Origin of the sequence: Rathayibacter sp. AY1C7 (genome assembly GCF_002931865.1) — a bacterium.
GTDB lineage: Bacteria > Actinomycetota > Actinomycetes > Actinomycetales > Microbacteriaceae > Rathayibacter.
In genome coordinates this window covers 123,455-142,953 of record NZ_PSWB01000007.1, presented here as the reverse complement: position 1 = coordinate 142,953, position 19,499 = coordinate 123,455, and the positions used below count along the sequence as shown (strand labels likewise).

Sequence of the window (19,499 nt, the reverse complement as noted above, 5' to 3'; positions counted from 1 at the left end):
ATGACCTCAGACAACAGCGACGCTTTACGACCTGAAGCACCGTCACCACCAGCCGCGCCGGTAATCTCGGGGCTGTTCTCGTACGGCCCAAGCTCGTTACCCGACTCGTTCCAGGCCGTTGATCTCGGAGCGACCTATTCGCCTGACGACCGTCCGTTCGAGACCTTTTATCTGCCGCTGCTGTCCCGAGCGGTGACCTACGACAGGGCCGTAGGCTACTGGTCAGCCTCCGAGCTTCAGTATGCTGCGCAGGGCACTGCCCACTTCCTCGCGAACGGCGGGAGGATGCGCCTGATCGTCGGGGCGCAGCTTGCGCAGCGAGACGTGGACGCTGTCATCGAAGGCAAGCCGCTCGACGACGTAGTGGCGGAGAGGCTACTCGCCGACCCAGACTTTGCCGGAGCGCGAATCGTTCAGAGCGAACATCTGAGCGTGCTTGCGTGGATGGTCGCCGCCGACCGACTTGAGATTCGTGTCGGTGTCCCAAGAGGAGAGAACGGCGAGCTGCTTACGCATCGAGAGTCGGGGCGCTACTTCCACACCAAGTACGGCATCTTCGCGGATGGCTACGGAAATCGAGTCGCCTTCAACGGATCGAACAACTCATCGGTGACGGCCTGGGCGAAGAACCATGAGACCTTCGACGCCTACCCGTCCTGGAATGTCCCGATCTGGGACTACTTGGGAGTGCACAAGGTGCTCGATTTCGAGAAGCACTGGACAGACGATGCTGACGAAGGGTGGGCTGTCATCGACCTGCCGGCGGCAGTGCGGCTGCACCTCGTCGAGCACGCACCTGAGACTCCACCCCCACCACCGGGCGGCACCTTGCCTCCTTTGGAGGCGCCGACCTGCTCAGAAGATGAGACCAAAGAGTTCGATGTCGAGTCGGCATGGGACGAGCTCGTCGCATTGCGTGATGCACCAACCGAATCGCCTTGGACGGGCGTCGGATCAGCATGGGCACAGCCCCTCCCGCACCAAGCAGAACTGATTAGCCGTGTTGTGAGCACCTACCCCCGCGGTTACCTGTTCGCCGACGAGGTTGGTCTTGGCAAGACCGTTGAAGCGGGCATGGTCCTCCGCGAGCTTTTCACCTCGGGCCGGGGGAAGAAGGCACTGCTACTCGTGCCAGCGTCAGTGATGAAGCAGTGGCAAGAGGAACTTCACGAGAAGATGAATCTCGATGTGGCACGATTCGACCAAGGTGCCTTCGTGGATCGCTACGATAAACCGATCCCGGTCGATCCGAACGCCAATCCATGGTCGGCGTTCCCCATCGTGCTCGCGTCATCGCATCTAGCTCGCCGCCGCGACCGCCGCCGGCAGATCCTTGATGCCGGACCATGGGATGTTGTCCTAGTTGACGAGGCCCACCACGCACGCCGACGCGGCTCCAAGCCGACCGACACCCCGAACTCGCTGCTGGCACTCCTTCAAGAGATGCAAGGCAAAGAGATGTGGCGCGCGCTGTATCTCGCTACAGCTACGCCGATGCAGATGAACCCACATGAAGCCTGGGACCTTATCTCGCTACTCGGGCTCGAGGGTCGGTGGGGAGTGAGTGCGGAAGACTTCATTCGTTACTTCAAGCTTCTGGCGATCGACCCGATGCACCGTCACTGGGAATTCCTGAGCGCGATGCTGGAAGACTATTTCTCCGACCAGCAAGCCGAGCGGGATAGTGAACTCGAACAACAGATCGACGATGCGCTTGGCTGGACGGGTGCATACGTGGTCACAGCTCTGGCCGGGAATCCGCCGAGCGCGGACCTGAAAGCCAAGTTCCCGAGCGAGACTTCCGAGTGGATGGACAAGTGGCTACGTCGGCATACCCCAATGCGGGATCGGGTCTTCCGCAACACCCGGAAGACAATGCGAGAATACCAGGCGGCCGGGATTATTCCGGACGAAGTGGTCATTCCTTATCGTCACGTTGAAGATGAGTTCATTCGGCTGGAGCCGAACGAGCGGCGCCTGTACGAGCGCATCGAGGAGTACATCCGCCGTCATTACAACGCGTATATTTCCGCGGCGGGTAATCAGGCACTCGGGTTCATTATGACCATCTATCGCCGCCGCCTGACCTCATCGTTCGAGGCAATCAAACGATCTCTTCGTCGTCGATTGAGCGTCTTGCAAGATGGTAAAAATCTCGCTGAATTACTCACCGACGACGATAACGTGGATATTGAAGGATCGCTCTTTGAGCCGGAGATTTTCGACACGAGGGCCGATCGGCTCCGTGACGAGATCGTCGAACTCAAGTCGTTCCTTCAAGACCTTGACAGCATAACCGGCGAAGACAGCAAGGCCAGCAAACTCGTTGCTGACGTTACCGAGGCGCTGAACACGTACTCGTCGGTAGTTGTCTTCACGCAGTACGCGGACACGATGGACTATGTGCGCGAACGCCTCATCACGGCCGGTTATCGGCGGCTCGGCTGCTACTCGGGTAGGGGCGGTGAAGTCTACGATGCTAAGTCCGGGATGTGGGCCGAAATCACAAAATCGGAAATCAAAACCAAGTTCCGCAATGGCGAGCTCGAGATTCTCATCGGCACAGACTCCATGAGCGAGGGGCTGAACTTGCAAACCTCGGGACGGCTCATCAACTACGACATGCCATGGAACCTGATGCGAGTGGAGCAGCGGATCGGCCGCGTTGATCGCATCGGCGCTTCCTATAAGGACATCCGCATCAGCAACTACTTTTACGCCGATACGGTCGAGGAGCAGGTCTACAAAGGGATCGCGGAAGACTACGGGGACTTTACCGACATCGTCGGCGATGCCACCCCCGTGCTCGCGAACATCGAGAGGGCAATTGAACGCCTTGCCCTGGACCCGCGGGCAACTCCTGCTCTTGTGGACTCTGAGATCGACGATATTCGTCAGCAAGTCGAGACCATCAAGAACGAACCCATAAGCAATGACGACATGGGGGATCCGGTAATCGGTGGCCGGGTGAAAGCGCCTCCGGTACTCGTGGGATCGATAACACCCACAATTTTGGAGCGAGTGCTCACGGCTAATAAGCTCACGCGAGGAAATTTAAAATCTGACGCCACTCGTCCGACGGTCTACTGGCTGACGCTTCCGGCGGAAGCATTGCCAGCCGTGTCGTTCAACCAGGGCAGCGGGGTACGCGACGCTGATGAGTACGTCTCCCCATCACCGATATCTCCGCTGCCGGTGACCTTCAACCGTGCGACCTGGGATGACAGCGACGATGCTTCGCTTGTCTTTGTGACGTACGGAACCCCTGCCTTGGCGGCATTACTGCCAGCGGTTCCTTGGTCCCATGCGTCGCTATAACTCGCTTAACTGCGGCACGGCAGGGTGGGCAAGTGAGTGACAGCCTCTTCGATTTTGAGATCGACTCCAGAGTGGCCAACACTCTCGAGCCCGGGCTGATTACGAGATCACGTGGATGTTCGTCTTCGACTTCACTGCGGAATCGTGTGCCAGCCCAGCGGTCGACGGGGCGCACCGCAACTATCTGGCGGACCGTACGCTTATCGGTTGCTCCAAAATGCATTAGCTTCCTGCGACACGCGTTCGCTTCGCAGGCGAAACCGAGCGCTGGTCGGATCCCGGGCGCAGGATAGTGTCAGGAAGGCGTCTCGTGGTGGGGTGTCTCGCTTTGGGTTCACGAGGGGTATCTGAGGTGGAGCGGCACCACAGTTGCTTGGTCTCGGGCGACTTTCTTTCGATCGTTGCGCTCGGCTGCAGCTCGACGCGTCCGTTGCCGCAGGAACAACAGCTGCAAGTTCTGCGTCGTGACACCGGTGAGCAAGGTCGCAGTCGAGCGCCCCGAGGTGACGATCCGCCTCGAGTGAGCCGAGGGGCGAGTCGGCGCCTTCCTGTATCGCATCAGCGGAGCTGGTCGGTCTTGATCGCTCTACTCACACCGCCACCCAGCTAAAGGAGCGCAGGTCCCCCGATCGTCCTTTGAGGCGCGTCGGGAGCATCACTGTGCCCTTGCGCGAGGGAGGGCGCCCATCGTGGCGCGCCCCGTCAAACCCCTACTTCCGCCGGTTCAGCACCTTCGTCCCCACCCCCGCGATCGCAGCACCAACGATCGGCGCCAGCAGGAACGCCCACACTTGCCCCAGCGCATCCGGCCCTGCGAACACCGCGGCGGCGATCGATCGCGCCGGGTTCACCGACGTGTTGCTCACGGGGATGCTGATCAGGTGGACGAGGGTCAGCGTGAAGCCGATGGCGAGCGGCGCGACGGCCTTGTATTCGCTCTTGGCGGTGACGGAGAGGATGACGGCGACGAACACGGCGGTCAGGACGATCTCGGTCAGGAGGACCGCGCCGAGTCCGAAGCCGCCGGGGGAGGCGGCGCCGTAGCCGTTGGAGGCGAAGCCGGAGTCGCGGGTGGCGGCGAGGTAGCCGGCGGGGCCGTCGGCGGCGACGAGGAAGACGACTGCGGCTCCGACGAGTCCGCCGAGGATCTGGCTGACGATGTAGCCGGGGATGTGCTTCCACTCGGTGCGGCCGGCGATGGCGAGACCGATGCTGACGGCGGGGTTGAAGTGGCCGCCGGAGATGTGGCCGACGGCGTAGATGCCGGCCATCACGGTGAGGCCGAAGGCGAGCGCGACGCCGAGGAAGCCGACTCCGAGCGCGTTGCCGGAGTCGGGGAAGGCGGAGGCGAAGACCGCGGTGCCGACGCCGCCGGCGACCAGGAGGAAGGTGCCGAACGCCTCCGACGCGTAGCGCGCTCCGGCCGAGTACTGCTCGGCGTGCTCGGTGCGCTGCTCGCTCGTGGTGCGGCTGGCGGAGTGGGGGCGGGCCATGATCGTTCTCTCTCTCGGGTCGGAGGAGTGCCTGCGGGGTCACCGGGCACCGGGACACTCCAGCACCCGGCAGCCGAGCCGGAGCCGGGACGCGGAGGGCTCTCAGACTCCGTCGCTCGACGGTTCCGTGAGCGGCCTGGAGCCACTCGCTCGGCGGCCATCCCGGGCGCCCCTGCACAGGCGTCCGACACCGTAGCGACCGGCCGACGCCCGCACGTCCCAGCACCGGGGACAGGCGGGAAACAGGCTCCAGGTGGCACGCGCACCGCCCCATCCACCTCCCTCTTCTCCTCCGCGCACCACCCTGCTACGGTGCTCTGAACCGGTTTACAAAACCGGTTCAGACGCGGCGACGAGCGAAGGAGCTCCCATGGCGGGCAGACCGACGATCCTCGACGTCGCACGCGAGGCCGGCGTGAGCAAGGCGCTCGTCTCGTTCGCGCTCAACGACCGGCCGGGCGTCTCGCCCGACTCCCGCGAGCGGATCCTCCGCGTGGCCGCCGAGCTCGGCTACCGGCCCAGCCTCACGGCCCGCTCCCTCTCCACCAGCGTCTCGTTCGCGGTGGGCCTCGTCGTGGCGCGCGACCCGGCGGTCATCGCGGCCGACCCGTTCTTCCCCTCCTTCATCTCGGGGGTCGAGCGGGTGCTCGCCGAGCGCGGCCGGGTGCTGGTGCTCAGCGTCGTCGACCCGGGCGCCTCCGAGGAGGCCGTCTACCGCACGCTGGCCGCCGACCGCCGCGTCGACGGCGTGTTCCTCACCGACCTCCGGCAGGACGACTCCCGGCCGGCGCTGCTCGCCGAGCTGCAGATCCCGGCCGTCACGCTCGGGCGACTCGAGGGCTCCTCCTCACCCGCCGTGGTGATGGACGACTCCGCGGGCATCGCCGACGCCGTCCGGCACCTGGCGGAGCTCGGCCACCGCCGCATCGCCCACGTCGCGGGGCCGGACCACCTGCTCCACTCCTCCCGCCGCCGCGAGGCCTTCACGCGGGCCTGCAGCGACGCGGGGCTCGAGCCCACCGCGCTCGTCGCCACCGACTTCAGCGCGGAGCAGGGCGCGGCAGCCACGGAGCGCCTCCTCGACAGCCCGACCCCGCCCACCGCGATCGTCTTCGGCAACGACCCGATGGCCATCGCCGGACTCGGCGTCGCGCACGCCCGCGGGCTCCGGCTCCCCGACGACCTTTCGATCACGGGCTTCGACGACTCCGAGATCGCCGCCCACGTCTACCCGTCGCTGACCTCGGCCCGCACGCGCCCTGCGCGCTGGGGCGAGGAGGCCGCCCGCACGCTGCTCGACCTCATCGAGTCCGGCAGCGCCCCCGACGTCGACCTCGAGCCCGCCGGGCTCGTGGTGCGCCACTCGACCGCTCCTCCGCGGCCGTCGACCCACTGAAGACGCGTGCGCACCGTCGCGCACGCCGGACAAGGAGAACACCATGGCACCCTCGACGACGAGACGCTGGCTGACCGGGATCGCCACCGCCTCCCTCGCGACCCTCGCCCTCACCGCCTGCAGCGGCGGCGGCGGAGCGTCGACCGACCTCACCGCCACCGGACCGATCACCATCTGGTACTCGAACAACGAGCAGGAGGTGCAGTGGGGCAAGGCGATGGTCGACGCGTGGAACGCGGACCACCCGGACGAGGAGATCACCGGACAGGAGATCCCCGCGGGCAAGAGCAGCGAGGAGGTCATCGGAGCCGCGATCACGGCCGGCAACGCGCCGTGCCTCGTCTTCAACACGGCCCCGAGCGCGGTCGGCCAGTTCGAGCGCCAGGGCGGACTCGTCGACCTCTCGAGCTTCGACGGCGGCGCGGACTACATCGAGACCCGCAGCGGCGACCTCGCGGAGCAGTACCAGAACGCCGACGGCGAGTACTTCCAGATGCCGTGGAAGAGCAACCCGGTCGTCATCTTCTACAACAAGGACCTCTTCGCGAAGGCGGGACTCGACCCCGAGAACCCGTCGCTGTCGACCTACGACGACTTCCTCGCCACGTCGAAGACGCTCGTCGAGTCGGGAGCCGCGCCCGCCGCGATCCAGCCCGCGCCCACGAGCGAGTTCTTCCAGACCCAGTTCGACTTCATGCCGCTCTACGCCGCGGCCACCGGAGGGACGAGCCTCGTCGAGGACGGCAAGGCCACCTTCGCCGACGACGAGGGCTACGAGGTCGCCGACTTCTGGAAGAGCCTCTACGACCAGGGCCTCGCCGGCCGCGAGCAGTACCAGGGCGACGCCTTCGCCGACGGCCAGGCCGCGATGTCGATAGTCGGCCCGTGGGCGGTCTCGGTCTACGACGACCTGAACTGGGGCTCCGTCTCGGTGCCCACCCCCGACGGCACGCCCGCCGAGGACACCTGGACCTTCAGCGACGCGAAGAACGTCGGCCTCTACTCCGCCTGCGCCAACAAGGGCACGGCCTGGGAGGTGCTGAAGTTCGCGACCAGCGAGGAGCAGGACCGCTCGCTGCTCGAGACCACCGGCCAGATGCCGCTGCGCACCGATCTGCAGACCACCTACGCGGACTACTTCGAGGCGAACCCCGCCTACCAGCGCTTCGGCGACCAGGCGAGCCGCACCATCGAGGTGCCGTCGGGACCGAACACGGTGCAGATGCTGCAGGCGATCCGCGATGCGTGGGGCAAGACGGTCATCTTCGGCGAGGGCGACGTGAAGTCGGCGCTCGACGGAGCGGCCGAGACCGTCACCGGGCTCGCCGGCCAGCAGTGACCCGGCCGTGACCACCCTCACCCGCCGGCCCGCGCCGGCCGGGGCGCCGGGGAAGCGGAGCCTCCTGCACCGCGTCCTCGGGCCCCAGCCCCTCGGGCTGCTGTTCGGCAGCCCCTACCTCCTCTTCGTGCTCGCGGTCTTCGCGTTCCCGGTCGTCTACTCGGTCTGGATCGCGTTCCACGACTTCTTCTTCGCGGCTCCGGGCGTGCAGGTGGAGCGGCCGTTCGTCGGCCTCGACAACTTCGTCACGGCGTTCTCGAGCCCGCAGGTCATCCGCTCCTTCGGCAACATCGGGATCTTCCTGGTGATCAACGTGCCGCTGACGGTGGTGCTCTCGCTCCTGCTCGCCGCGGCGCTCGACAAGGTCGTGCACCTGCGGACGTTCCTCCGCGTCAGCTTCTACGTGCCCTACGTCACGGCGAGCGTCGCGGTCGTCGGCGTCTGGCTGTTCCTCTTCAACGGGAACGGGCTGGTCAACAGCCTCCTCGGGCCGCTCGCGCCGAATCCGTCGTGGCTGATCAACGAGCAGCTCGCGATGCCGATCATCGCGCTCTACGTCACCTGGAAGCAGCTCGGGTTCTACATCCTGCTGTACCTGGCGGCGCTGCAGAACGTGCCGAAGGAGCTCTACGAGTCGGCCTCGACCGACGGCGCCGGACGCATCCGCCAGTTCTGGTCGGTGACCGTGCCGAGCGTGCGGCCCGCGACCCTCCTGGTGCTGCTGGTGTCGACCGTCACCGGGGCCAACCTCTTCACCGAGCCCTACCTCCTCACCGGCGGAGGCGGCCCCAACGGCGCGTCCGCCTCGCCCGTGCTGCTGATGTACCAGCTCGGGATCCAGCAGGGGCAGCCCGACGTGGCCTCGGCCATCGGCGTGGTCCTGGTGCTGCTGGTGCTGGTCATCGCCTATCTGCAGAACCGCTTCGCGGGGGAGAGGAACTCATGAGCACCCTGTCCAGTGCCGGAGGCGCCGCCTCGGCCGTGCCCGCCGCCGTCGCCCCCGAGAAGTCACCGCGGAGGCGCCCCGTCGGCTCCAGCCGCGGAGCCGTGATCCTGCGCGGAGTCGTGCTCGCGATCGGCGCGATCGTCTTCCTCTTCCCCTTCTACTACATGATCGTCGGCTCCCTGCAGACGGATCCGGACCCCACGTTGGCGGGAGCGATCCCGGAGCCGGGCAACCTCACGCTCGACAACTACGTCAACGTGAACGAGCGGATCAGCCTCCTCACCGGCCTGGTCAACTCCGGGATCTTCACCGGCGGCGTGCTGCTGTGCACGGTGATCTTCGGCGTCCTCGCCGGCTACGCGCTCGCGATGCTGCAGTGGCGGGGGCGCAACGCGGTGTTCGCGCTGGCCCTGCTGGTGCAGGTCATCCCGTTCCAGCTGCTGCAGATCCCGCTCTACGTGCTGATCGCGCGCGACTACGGCCTCGCGGACAGCCACCTCGGGATGATCCTGCCGTTCGCCATCAACTCGACGGCGGTGATCATCTTCCGGCAGTACTTTTTGCAGCTCCCCAAGGAGCTGTTCGAGGCGGCCCGGATCGACGGCGCCGGCGAGCTGAAGCTGCTGTGGACCATCGCGCTCCCGCTGGTGCGGCCCGCGCTGGTGACCGCCGTGCTGCTGACCTTCATCGGCCCCTGGAACGAGTTCCTCTGGCCGTTCCTCATCACCAAGGACGCGTCGCTGCAGCCGCTCGCCGTGTCCCTGGCCAACTACATCTCGAACGTGGCGTCGTCGACCGACAACCCGTTCGGGGCGATCCTCGCGGGAGCCGTCGTGCTCGCCGCGCCCGTCGTGGTGCTGTTCATCGTGTTCCAGCGCTACTTCGTCTCGACCGATCTCGGATCCGGAGTGAAAGGCTGACCATGTCTCCCACCCTCACCACTGTCCCCTACCGTCTCGAGCGCGTCGGCGTCGTGATGGAGCCCGCCCCGGGCGACGAGCTCGAAGCCGAGGGGGTGCTCAACCCCGGCAGCGGCCGCGGACCCGACGGCGAGCTGTACCTCCTGCCCCGGATGGTCGCCGCCGGCAACGTCTCCCGCGTGGGCCTGGCCCGCGTGGTCGTCGAGGGCGGCGTGCCCGTCGGAGTCGAGCGCGAGGGCGTCGTGCTCGCGCCCGACCGCGGCTTCGAGCGCGGCGCGCACAACGCCGGCGTCGAGGATCCGCGGATCACCTTCATCGAGGCGCTCGGCCTGCACGTGATGACGTACGTCGCCTATGGGCCGCTCGGGCCCCGGACGGCGCTCGCCGTGTCCGAGGACCTCCGCGACTGGCGGCGCCTGGGCCCGGTGACCTTCGCCTACGACGACGCGCTCGACATCGACCTGGGCCTGTTCCACAACAAGGACTGCGTGTTCTTCCCCGAGATCGTCGCCGCCCCGGACGGCACCCGCTCGTTCGCGGTGCTGCACCGGCCGATGTGGGACCTCGGCGAGACGCGGCCGGGCGAGGGCGTGCGCCTCCCGGCCGGGATCGAGGACCCGCGGCAGAGCATCTGGATCAGCTACGTGCCGGTGGACGAGGTCGACCGCGACCTGGCGAGCCTCACGCGCTGGACGCGGCACCGGTTCCTCGCGGGGCCGGAGTTCCCGTTCGAGGAGCTGAAGGTCGGCGGCGGACCCGCGCCGCTGCGCGTGCCCGAGGGGTGGCTGCTCATCCACCACGGGGTGACCGGAGTGATCGACAGCGCCTTCGCGCAGCAGCAGCACGTGAACTACTCGGCCGGAGCGATCCTCCTCGACGGCGACGACCCGTCACGGGTGATCGCGCGCACCGCCGAGCCGCTGCTCGAGGCCGAGACGGAGGAGGAGCGCAGCGGGATCGTCCCGAACGTCGTCTTCCCGACGGCGATCGAGGAGATCGACGGGCAGCACTACGTCTTCTACGGCATGGCCGACTCGAAGATCGGCGCGGCCCGCCTCGTCCGCACGGACGGCTGACGCCGCTGATCGAGTCCGTCGGCGCCTCCCGCTGATCGAGCAGCCCGCATCGCGGGCCTATCGAGATCCGCCCCCCGCACCCCACCCAAGGAGAGTTCGATGACGAACACGCTCACACGATCGGCGGCCGTCCTGGCCGCCGCCGCCCTCACCGTCGGGGGCCTCGCCCTCGGCGCGACCCCCGCGCAGGCGGCCGAGCCGCTGACGAACACGGCGCACCTCGACTTCCTCCTCGACACCGCCACTCCGGTGCCCGAGCCCGGCCACACCACCTACCGGCTCGACGAGGAGCCGACCCTGGTGATGCCGTGGACCTACGCCGACGCCCGCGACGGCGGCGCCTTCGAGCGCGTGGGCGGCGGCCGCCTCGATCCGGCGACCGGCGACTACGAGCAGGGTGCTTTCAACACCGACGACATCTCGCGCGCCGCCGTCGTCTACCTCCGCCACTGGCAGCAGACCGGCTCGACCGAGAGCCGCGAGAAGGCTTTCGAGACGCTCCGCGCTCTCGCCTACTTCCAGACCACCGAGGGCGACGACGCCGGGAACGTGGTGCTCTGGATGCAGACCGACGGGGAGCTCAACGCGAGCGCCGAGCCGGTCGAGCTGCCGGATCCGAGCGACTCCGAGGACAGCTACTGGCTCGCCCGCACCCTCTGGGCGCTCGGCGAGGGCTACGCGGCGTTCCGCGACACGGATCCGGAGTTCGCCGCCTTCCTGCAGGAGCGGCTGCGGCTCGGCGTCGCGGCGGTCGACCGCGAGGTGCTCACGCGCTACGGCGAGTACGCGCAGGCCGACGGCGTGCAGGTGCCGGCCTGGTTGATCGTCGACGGCGCCGACGCCACCTCGGAGGCGCTGCTCGGCCTGTCCGCCTACCTCGAGGCCGCCCCCGACGACTCCGCGGTGCGCTCGAGCACGGCCGAGCTCGCCGAGGGCGTCGCCGCCTACGCCCGCACCACGACGACGGAGGCGGACACCACCGCCTGGCCGTACGGCGCGATCCTCCCGTGGACGAAGTCGCGCACGCTCTGGCACTCCTGGTCGTCGCAGATGGCCGGCGGACTCGCCGCGTCGTCCGCGGCGCTCGACGACTCCTCCCTCCTCGAGCCCGCGATCGTCGACGGAGCCCGCTTCGCTCCGGAGCTGCTCACCGCCGGCGGCCCGGACAACGGCTGGAACCCGACTCCGACCGACCGCGTGCAGATCGCCTACGGAGCCGACTCCCGCCTGCAGAACTCGCTCGCCCTGGCCGACGCCACCGGCTCCGGCGCCTTCACTGACCTCGCGGCCGTGCAGGGCGCCTGGTTCTTCGGCCTGAACCGCAGCCTCGGCCCGGTCTACGACCCGGCCACCGGAGTCGTCTTCGACGGCGTCCAGGCCGACGGATCCGTCAACCGCAACAGCGGCGCCGAGAGCACGATCCACGGCCTGCTGGCGATGCTGGCGCTCGACGAGCACCCGGACGTCGCCGACCGCGCCCGCTCCGTCGCCACCGAGCGCTCGCGCGACGGGCTGACGCTGGTCGAGGCCGAGAGCGCGCGCGGCGGCACCGTCGTCACGCCCGAGTCGTCCTGGACGGGGGAGGCCGGCTGGAGCGGCTCGTACCTCTCGCTGACCGACCCGCGCCGCGCGGTCTCGATCCCGATCGGCCCGTCCACGCAGGACCGCGTGGTGGAGGCCGTCATCGACCAGCCGCAGCGCGGTACGGAGCGCACGCCGCTGAGCGTCTGGACGTCGGGCACGCGCCCGCTCGACCTGCTCCGCTCGACCGTCGGGTCGCAGGGGGTCACGGAGGCGTCGGGCGCGCTGCTCCCGGAGAAGCTCCGCCGCACCGTGCCGGCCGGCTCGACGAGTGTCCAGGTCCGCCCGCTGAGTGGGCAGACGCGCCTCGACGCGCTGCTGGTGCGCCCGCTGGTGACGCGCCTCGTGGTCGGAGGAGAGGGCGGCCGCACCGAGCTGATCCGCAACTCCACCGACGGGATGCGCACCACGGCGATCGGCGTCTCGGGCGGCTCCGGCACCCTGCGCGTCTACTCGCAGGACGGCGCGCTCGTGAGCGAGACGTCGCCGTCCGGAGCCGTCTCCGTTCAGCTGCCCGCGCAGGGCTTCGCGATGCTGGTGGGCTGAGGGCGGCCCTGCTGATCGAGTAACCGCTACTCGATCGGCAGAGGGCGGTGAGTCGGAAGTCGCGGTACTCGCGTTCGAGTACCGCGACTTCTGCGTTCTCGCGGGGCGAGGGCGGCGGGGAGGCGCGCGGCTGGGCGCGGACCATCAAATCGATGAGAGCGCTCTCTCGAAAACGCTTGACCTCTCCGAGGGGGCGTGCGTAAGCTCGCCGCACACCTCGTGAGAGCGCTCTCACATTCGCGGAACAGCACGCGTGAGAGCGCTCGCAGGGGTGCCCCACCACCATCACGAAGGAGTGACCGTGCCCTATTCACGACGCACCAGGATCGCCGCGGCGATCGCCGGCGCCTCGGCCCTCGCCCTGATCGTCACCGGATGCTCGTCGGGATCCGACGCCTCCGAGGGCGGCGAGATCGAGCTGACCGTCACCACGTTCAACGCCATGGGCTTCGACGAGCTCTACGGCGAGTACGAGGACGCCAACCCGGGGATCACCATCGTCCCGAACAACATCGACACCGGCGGCAACGCGCGGACCGACGCGTTCACCAAGCTCGCCGCCGGCTCCGGACTCGCCGACGTCGTCGCCATCGAGGAGGGCTGGCTCGGCTCCGTCATGGAGGTCTCGGACCAGTTCGTCGACCTGCGCGACCACGGCATCGAGGACCGCAAGGCCGACTGGGTCGACTGGAAGTACGAGCAGGCGACCGACCCCGAGGGACGCGTCATCGGCTACGGCACCGACATCGGACCCGAGGGCCTCTGCTACAACACGGCCGCCTTCGAGGCCGCCGGCATGCCCACCGACCGCGCCGCCGTCGCCGAGATGCTCGGCGGACCGGACGCGACCTGGGACGACTACTTCGCCGCCGGCCAGAAGTACCACGACGCGACCGGCAAGGCGTGGTTCGACCACTCCGGATTCGTCTGGAACGCCATGGTCAACCAGCTGCCCGAGGGGTACTACACCTCCGACGGCGAGCTGAACGTCGAGGGCAACCCGGAGCTCGAGGAGCGCTGGGGCCAGCTGACCGACGCCACCGCCTCCGGACTCTCGGCCGCGCAGAAGGCGTGGGACTGGAACAAGGGCAAGTCGTTCACCGACCAGACCTTCGCCACCTTCGTCTGCCCGGGCTGGATGTTCGGCACGCTGAAGAGCAACGTCGAGGCCGGCGGCGGGAACGCCGAGGCCACCGGCTGGGACTTCGCCGACGTCTTCCCCGGCGGCCCCGCCAACTGGGGCGGCTCGTTCCTCTCGGTTCCGACCCAGTCGAAGCACCCCGTCGAGGCCGCCGCGCTGGCGTCGTGGCTCAGTGAGCCGGAGCAGCAGCTGAAGGCGTTCGAGGCGGCCGGACCGTTCCCGAGCACCCTCGACGCGCAGAAGGAGCTCGCCTCAGCGGCCGCTCCCGACCCCGGCATGAACGACTCCCCGACCGGCGCGATCCTCGCGCAGCGCGCCGAGGGCGTCGTCGCCCAGTACAAGGGCCCGGACGACTCGCTGATCCAGGAGAACGTCTTCGGACCGGTCCTGCAGAAGGTCGACCGCGGCGAGATCGACGGCAAGGAGGGCTGGAACGAGGCGCTTCAGCTCCTCGGTGAGCTCGTCGACTGATCCGGTCGGGCCGACGCCCGGGGGCTGACCCCTCCGAGCCGACGCCCAACCGACACGGGAGGTCCGGCCGCCACCGGACCTCCCGGTCCCCGTGCGGCCGGGCCGCCCGCATCCCGGGCCACCTCGCCGCACGGGAGAAACGCTGCCGCCCGCCGGACCGAGACCTCTCCGGCCCCGCCGCCCGCGACTCCTCCCGGTCGGCCCCGCCGCACGAGAGACTCCGGCCCCGCCGCATCCCCTCCGACTCCGACTCGACCTCGAAGAGAGCGCCATGACGAGCACACTCACCCCGCCGGCCACGGCGACGCCCCCCGCGGGGAAGCGGCGCCCGGCGCCCCGACTCCCGCTGACCTTCCGCCAGCGCGCGAGCCGCTTCGACGTGAAGGCCTCGCCCTACCTCTACATCTCGCCGTTCTTCCTGCTCTTCGCGCTCACCGGAGCGTTCCCGCTGGTCTACACGCTCGTCGTGTCGCTCTACGACTGGCAGCTGCTGCAGGGCCAGGGCGACTTCGTCGGGTTCGCGAACTTCGCGGCCGTGCTCGGCGACCGCTTCTTCTGGAACTCGATCGTCAACACGCTGAGCATCTTCCTGCTCTCCACGATCCCGCAGCTCGCCGTCGCGCTGCTGCTCGCGGCCGCCCTCGACCAGGCGCTGCGGGCCAGCACCTTCTGGCGGATGAGCGTCCTGCTGCCGTACATCGTCTCGCCGGTCGCGGTCGCGCTGATCTTCTCGAGCGTCTTCAGCGACCAGGAGGGCCTGATCAACAATCTGATCGGCCTCGTGGGCATCAGCCCGATCGAGTGGACGAACGACCGCCTCGCCAGCCACGTCGCGATCGCGACGATGGTCAACTGGCGCTGGACCGGCTACAACGCCCTCATCCTCCTCGCCGCCATGCAGGCCGTGCCGCGCGAGCTGCACGAGTCGGCCGCGATCGACGGGGCGAACGCGTTCCGCCGCTTCCGCTCGATCACGATCCCCAGCATCCGGCCGACCCTGATCTTCGTGATCATCACCGCCACCATCGGCGGCCTGCAGATCTTCGCCGAGCCGCGCCTGTTCGACGTGTCGAACGCGGGCGGCATCGGCGGCTCGGACCGGCAGTTCCAGACCACCGTCCTCTACCTCTGGGAGATGGCGTTCTTCCGCCAGAACTTCGGCGAGGCGGCCGCGATCGCGTGGCTGCTGTTCCTCCTGATCGTGCTGATCGGCCTGCTGAACTTCGCGATCTCGCGGCGGATCGCCTCCGTCGAGAACCGGATCTCGCAGCGTTCGAAGCGCCGCTCCGCCCGCCCCGCGACCGCCGACGAGATCGCCGCCGCGGACCCCCTGCTCACCACCACCGGCCTCGGCCAGAACGAGAGCGAGCGATGACCGCCCCCGCCACCTCCGCCGCCTTCCCGGTGCGCCGCGTCCGCGCCTCCCGCGCCGGCCGCGTCGACCGGCCCGGCTTCCTCACCTACGGGCTGCTGAGCGCCTTCATCCTCGGCTCGACCTACCCGCTGTGGTGGTCGTTCGTCGTGGCGAGCGGCTCGAACGCGACCCGCAGCGAGACCCTGCCGCTCGTCCCGGGCGGCAACTTCCTCGCCAACGCCTCGCAGGTGCTGACCGCGATCCCGTTCTGGACGGCGCTGCTGAACAGCGTCATCGTCTCGGGGATCATCACGCTCTCGGTCGTGTCGTTCTCGACGCTCGCCGGCTACGCGTTCGCGAAGCTGCGGTTCCGCGGGCGCGACGGCCTGATGATCGGAGTGGTCGCGACCATGGCGATCCCGACGCAACTGGGCATCATCCCGCTGTTCATCCTGATGCGGCAGCTCGGCTGGACCGGCTCGCTCGGCGCCGTGATCGTGCCGACGCTGGTCACCGCGTTCGGCGTGTTCTTCATGCGGCAGTACCTGGTCGACGTGATCCCGGACGAGCTGATCGAGGCGGCGCGCGTGGACGGAGCGAACCAGTTCCGGACGTTCCTCACCGTCGCCGTCCCGGCGGCGCGACCGGCGATGGCGATCCTCGGGCTCTTCACGTTCATGATGGCGTGGACCGACTTCCTCTGGCCGCTGATCGTCCTCAGCCCCACGAACCCGACCCTGCAGACCGCGCTCGCGCAGCTGCAGTCGGGCTACTACGTCGACTACTCGATCGTGCTGGCCGGCGCCGTGCTCTCGGTGATCCCGCTGCTGGTGCTGTTCCTGCTCGCCGGACGCCAGCTCATCGCGGGCATCATGAGCGGAGCGGTGAAGGGCTGACGCCCGAAGACTCCCGCGGGACCGGGTCGGGGGACATCGGACCGCGGGACGGGGGCCTCGGGCCCGGGGCCGTGGTGCCCCGGGTCCGGGGGTCGGGGGCTGCGGGGAAAGATAAGGCCGTGGACTGAGCGGCCGGCGGGTTCGCGACCCGGACGGTCGTCGTGCTCGGAGCATCCCGACCACTGCCGCGCAGGATCCCGCCGATCACGCCCCCGTTCGGGCCTCCTGGCCCGACCTGCCGCCGCCTAGGCTGGCGCGGAGGAGGCGACATGGAGCCGAAGGACCGGCGCGACGAGGACCCCTCGAGCGGGCCGTCGGAGCCGCGTCCGGGGGACGGGCCGACGCCGTCGGAGCAGGCGCTGCGCGCGATCCGCGATGTCGCGAACGGGGCGGACCCGACGAACGAGGCGTTCCGGCTGTCGAACGACTTCACCGACCGGCAGGCCGAGCGGCTCCGGAGACTCCTCGCGCGCTTCCGTCGCGGGCGCTGACCGGCGCGAGGCTGCCTGCCGCCGGCAGTGCGCGATCGATCGCCGCGCGCTGGTCGCGCCGTTGATCGCCGGGGGCGCTACCGATGCTCCGGTCCCCGCGCCACCCCGAACGGCCTCGATCCGCGCCCTCGCAGGCCGCGGACTCACTCCGCCGGCCCGGTCCGCCGCCCCGCATCACCCCCGAATGGCCGCGATCCGCGCCCCTTCACGCCGCGGACGCCCCGCACGAGCCCGCTCCTCCGGCGCTCGGCTAGCCTCGGAGGCACCCGCGAGGAAGGCCTGCATGACCCACGACACCGCCTCGGCCGCCCCGACCCTCGAAGCCGTCGCCGCGCTGGCCGGAGTCTCCCGCGCCACGGTCAGCCGGGTCGTCAACGACTCCCCGCGCGTGAAGGACGGCGCCCGGACGGCCGTGCTCGCCGCGATCGAGCAGCTCGGCTACGTGCCCAACCGCGCCGCGCGCTCCCTCGCCAGCCGCCGCACGCAGACCGTCGCGCTCGTGGTGCCGGAGTCGGCGGCGAAGGTGTTCGCGGATCCGTTCCTCGCCTCGGTCGTGCAGGGGGCCGCGATGGCCTTCGCCGGCACCGAGTACACGCTCACCATCGTGATCGCGTCGGAGGCGGCGCCCGAGAAGACGCGGCGCTACCTGCTCGGCGGCAACGTCGACGGCGCGCTCGTCGTCTCGCACCACAGCGGCGACCACTCCTACGCGCAGCTCGGCGCCTCCCTCCCCGTGGTCTTCGGCGGGCGGCCGCTGACGGAGGAGGGCGGCAGCTACTTCGTCGACGTCGACAACACCGGAGCGGCGCGCACGGTCACCGAGCACCTCCTGGGCCTCGGCCGCACGGCCCCCGCGATGATCGCGAGCCGCCAGGACATGCCTGCCGCGATCGACCGCCTGTCCGGCTGGCGCTCGGCCGTCACCGCCGCGGGCCTCGACGACTCGCTCGTCGAGTACGGCGACTACTCGCCCGAGGACGGCGCGACCGCGATGCGCCGCCTGCTCGACTCCGGCCGGCCGATCGACGCGGTCTTCGCCTCCAACGACCAGATGGCGGCGGGTGCCCTGACGGCGCTGCGCGAGCGCGGCCTCACGGTGCCGGGCGACATCGCGCTCGCGGGATTCGACGGCGACTACTTCGCCGAGGCGAGCGAGCCGCGCCTCACCACGGTGCGCCAGCCCTCCACGGGCCTCGGCGAGGCGATGGCGGACGTGCTGGTGCGACTCCTGGCCGGCGAGGAGGTGCAGCGCGTGACGCTGCTGCCGACCGAGCTGCTGGTGCGCGGCTCCACGGTCGCGGGCGCGTGACCCCGCGCTGAGTGCGCTGACCCGTTCGCTGAGTCGCCCGGATCGGCTCCCCGCTGTGGTGTGTCGCGAGCCGATCCGGGCGACTCAGCGCGGGACGGGCTCGTCGGGGATGTCGAGCAGGTGGAAGGGACCCCGGGGGAGCGGGCCTGTGCTCCACAGCGCGACGACGGCCCAGCCGAGGTCGGCGTGCGCGACGGCGCCCTCGGGCAGGGTCCGGGTGAAGAGCGCGTAGTCGATCCCGTCGAGGGGGAGGGCGCTCACGTCCCACGCGGGCCGGTCGGCGGCCAGCTCCTGGGCCCGCGCCTCCGCCGCCGCCATCGCCGCTCGCGTCCGGTCCCCGGGCAGGCCGGCGGGGATGGACGAGAGGAGGAGCGAGCCGATCGCGAGCGCAGCCGTCGCGACCGGGTCGGTGACCACTCCGTGCACCGAGCCGCGCGGCCCGAGGCGGACACCGGTCAGCCGCAGCGTGCGGACCGAGTAAGAGCCGGCGTCCCGCTCGGCGCGGACGGCGAGGTCGTCGACGGGCCCGTCGTCCGTCCGCCCGCTCCCGTCGACGGACCACGGATCGGAGACGGGGACCAGCGCGCGCACGCCCTCATCCGACTCCCTGCGGCGCCGCCGGTCAAGAGGCGCAGGGCGAGGACCGGCGCTGAGGCCCGCAGGCGCGGCTCAGAACTCCTCGTAGTTGTAGGGCTCCGGGTCCTCGTCGATCACGGGACGCGCGATCGTGGCGCGGTTGCTCTTGATGCGGGAGCGGATGTCCTCGACGGCGGCCTCGACGGCGCCGGTGGTCGACTCCTCGTCCTTGATGGAGACCTCGACGGGGACGGCGACGAGCTCGCTGCTCGCGTCGAGCGTCATCTTCGCCTCGATGAGCTCGCCGTCCTCGGTGAACGCCGGGACCGTGACCGCTTCGGAGTGCTCCTGGCGGTCGATCGCGGTCACCAGGTCGAGGAGGGCCTCGGTCACGGCGTCGGTCGTCACGAAGCTCTTGGAGGCGTAGGTCAGCTGCTGCATGCCTCCACTCTCCCGAACGGGAGCGCCCCTCGCGCGGGGTTGCGCCTCGTCGGCCCAGCCCGTAGCGGAGGGGCAGCACGACCGGCGCGGGCGCGAGGAGTCAACCCTCTAGGCCGCGATCCGGGCGTCCGCTTCCCTGGTGGCGGGGCCTCGGGAGGAGGCGCGGGGGTCTCGGGATCCCGGGGCCCCGGCACTCGATCGGGAG

The 19,499-nt window shown here is 69.4% G+C and carries 15 protein-coding genes; 12 read left to right on the top strand and 3 right to left on the bottom strand.

Going from position 1 to position 19,499, the window contains the following annotated elements:
- Positions 1 to 3,318 (top strand): DEAD/DEAH box helicase, encoded by a 3,318-nt coding sequence (locus C5C69_RS05935; protein WP_181127027.1) that lies wholly within the window; start codon positions 1 to 3, stop codon positions 3,316 to 3,318.
- Between the two features lie 710 nt (positions 3,319 to 4,028).
- Here C5C69_RS05935 and aqpZ read toward each other — a convergent pair.
- Positions 4,029 to 4,811 (bottom strand): aquaporin Z, encoded by a 783-nt coding sequence (gene aqpZ, locus C5C69_RS05930; protein ID WP_104257503.1) that lies wholly within the window; start codon positions 4,809 to 4,811, stop codon positions 4,029 to 4,031.
- 370 nt (positions 4,812 to 5,181) lie between these two features.
- On the opposite strand from aqpZ, the gene C5C69_RS05925 reads away from it, so the two are divergent.
- The 11 genes from C5C69_RS05925 to C5C69_RS05875 all read left to right on the top strand — a co-directional run bounded on the left by C5C69_RS05925 (position 5,182) and on the right by C5C69_RS05875 (position 18,277).
- The gene (locus tag C5C69_RS05925; RefSeq protein WP_104257502.1) at positions 5,182 to 6,207 is read left to right on the top strand and encodes a LacI family DNA-binding transcriptional regulator; all 1,026 of its coding nucleotides are present in this window, start codon (positions 5,182 to 5,184) and stop codon (positions 6,205 to 6,207) included.
- A 43-nt stretch (positions 6,208 to 6,250) separates the two neighbouring features.
- Positions 6,251 to 7,546, top strand: coding sequence for an extracellular solute-binding protein (locus C5C69_RS05920; protein ID WP_104257501.1), 1,296 nt, complete (start codon positions 6,251 to 6,253; stop codon positions 7,544 to 7,546).
- Between the two features lie 7 nt (positions 7,547 to 7,553).
- Positions 7,554 to 8,492: a carbohydrate ABC transporter permease gene (locus C5C69_RS05915; RefSeq protein ID WP_104223956.1), complete on the top strand. Its 939-nt coding sequence runs from the start codon at positions 7,554 to 7,556 to the stop codon at positions 8,490 to 8,492.
- On the top strand, positions 8,489 to 9,412 hold the full coding sequence (locus C5C69_RS05910) for a carbohydrate ABC transporter permease (protein ID WP_104257500.1): 924 nt from the start codon (positions 8,489 to 8,491) through the stop codon (positions 9,410 to 9,412). The genes C5C69_RS05915 and C5C69_RS05910 overlap by 4 nt, the downstream gene beginning before the upstream one ends.
- 2 nt (positions 9,413 to 9,414) lie before the next feature.
- A complete protein-coding gene (locus tag C5C69_RS05905; RefSeq protein WP_104257499.1) occupies positions 9,415 to 10,488 on the top strand; it encodes a glycosidase in 1,074 nt (357 codons plus the stop codon).
- 99 nt (positions 10,489 to 10,587) lie between these two features.
- The gene (locus tag C5C69_RS05900; RefSeq protein ID WP_104257498.1) at positions 10,588 to 12,615 is read left to right on the top strand and encodes a hypothetical protein; all 2,028 of its coding nucleotides are present in this window, start codon (positions 10,588 to 10,590) and stop codon (positions 12,613 to 12,615) included.
- 301 nt (positions 12,616 to 12,916) lie between these two features.
- Positions 12,917 to 14,227, top strand: a complete 1,311-nt coding sequence (locus tag C5C69_RS05895) for an ABC transporter substrate-binding protein (RefSeq protein WP_104257516.1) — start codon at positions 12,917 to 12,919, stop codon at positions 14,225 to 14,227.
- Between the two features lie 271 nt (positions 14,228 to 14,498).
- Positions 14,499 to 15,602, top strand: a complete 1,104-nt coding sequence (locus C5C69_RS05890) for a carbohydrate ABC transporter permease (protein WP_104225835.1) — start codon at positions 14,499 to 14,501, stop codon at positions 15,600 to 15,602.
- The gene (locus C5C69_RS05885) at positions 15,599 to 16,477 is read left to right on the top strand and encodes a carbohydrate ABC transporter permease (RefSeq protein WP_104223961.1); all 879 of its coding nucleotides are present in this window, start codon (positions 15,599 to 15,601) and stop codon (positions 16,475 to 16,477) included. Before C5C69_RS05890 ends, C5C69_RS05885 begins: the two co-directional genes overlap by 4 nt.
- A 269-nt stretch (positions 16,478 to 16,746) precedes the next feature.
- The gene (locus C5C69_RS05880; protein ID WP_104257497.1) at positions 16,747 to 16,968 is read left to right on the top strand and encodes a hypothetical protein; all 222 of its coding nucleotides are present in this window, start codon (positions 16,747 to 16,749) and stop codon (positions 16,966 to 16,968) included.
- Positions 16,969 to 17,251: 283 nt separating this feature from the next.
- On the top strand, positions 17,252 to 18,277 hold the full coding sequence (locus tag C5C69_RS05875) for a LacI family DNA-binding transcriptional regulator (protein ID WP_104223963.1): 1,026 nt from the start codon (positions 17,252 to 17,254) through the stop codon (positions 18,275 to 18,277).
- A gap of 84 nt (positions 18,278 to 18,361) precedes the next feature.
- On the opposite strand, the gene C5C69_RS05870 is transcribed toward C5C69_RS05875, so the two are convergent.
- Positions 18,362 to 18,868 carry a hypothetical protein gene (locus tag C5C69_RS05870; protein ID WP_104257496.1) on the bottom strand — a complete coding sequence of 169 codons (507 nt, stop codon included), beginning with the start codon at positions 18,866 to 18,868 and terminating at the stop codon, positions 18,362 to 18,364.
- A gap of 78 nt (positions 18,869 to 18,946) precedes the next feature.
- Entirely contained in the window at positions 18,947 to 19,294 is a 348-nt protein-coding gene (locus C5C69_RS05865) for a hypothetical protein (protein ID WP_104223965.1), read from the bottom strand.
- Positions 19,295 to 19,499: the final 205 nt, after the last annotated feature.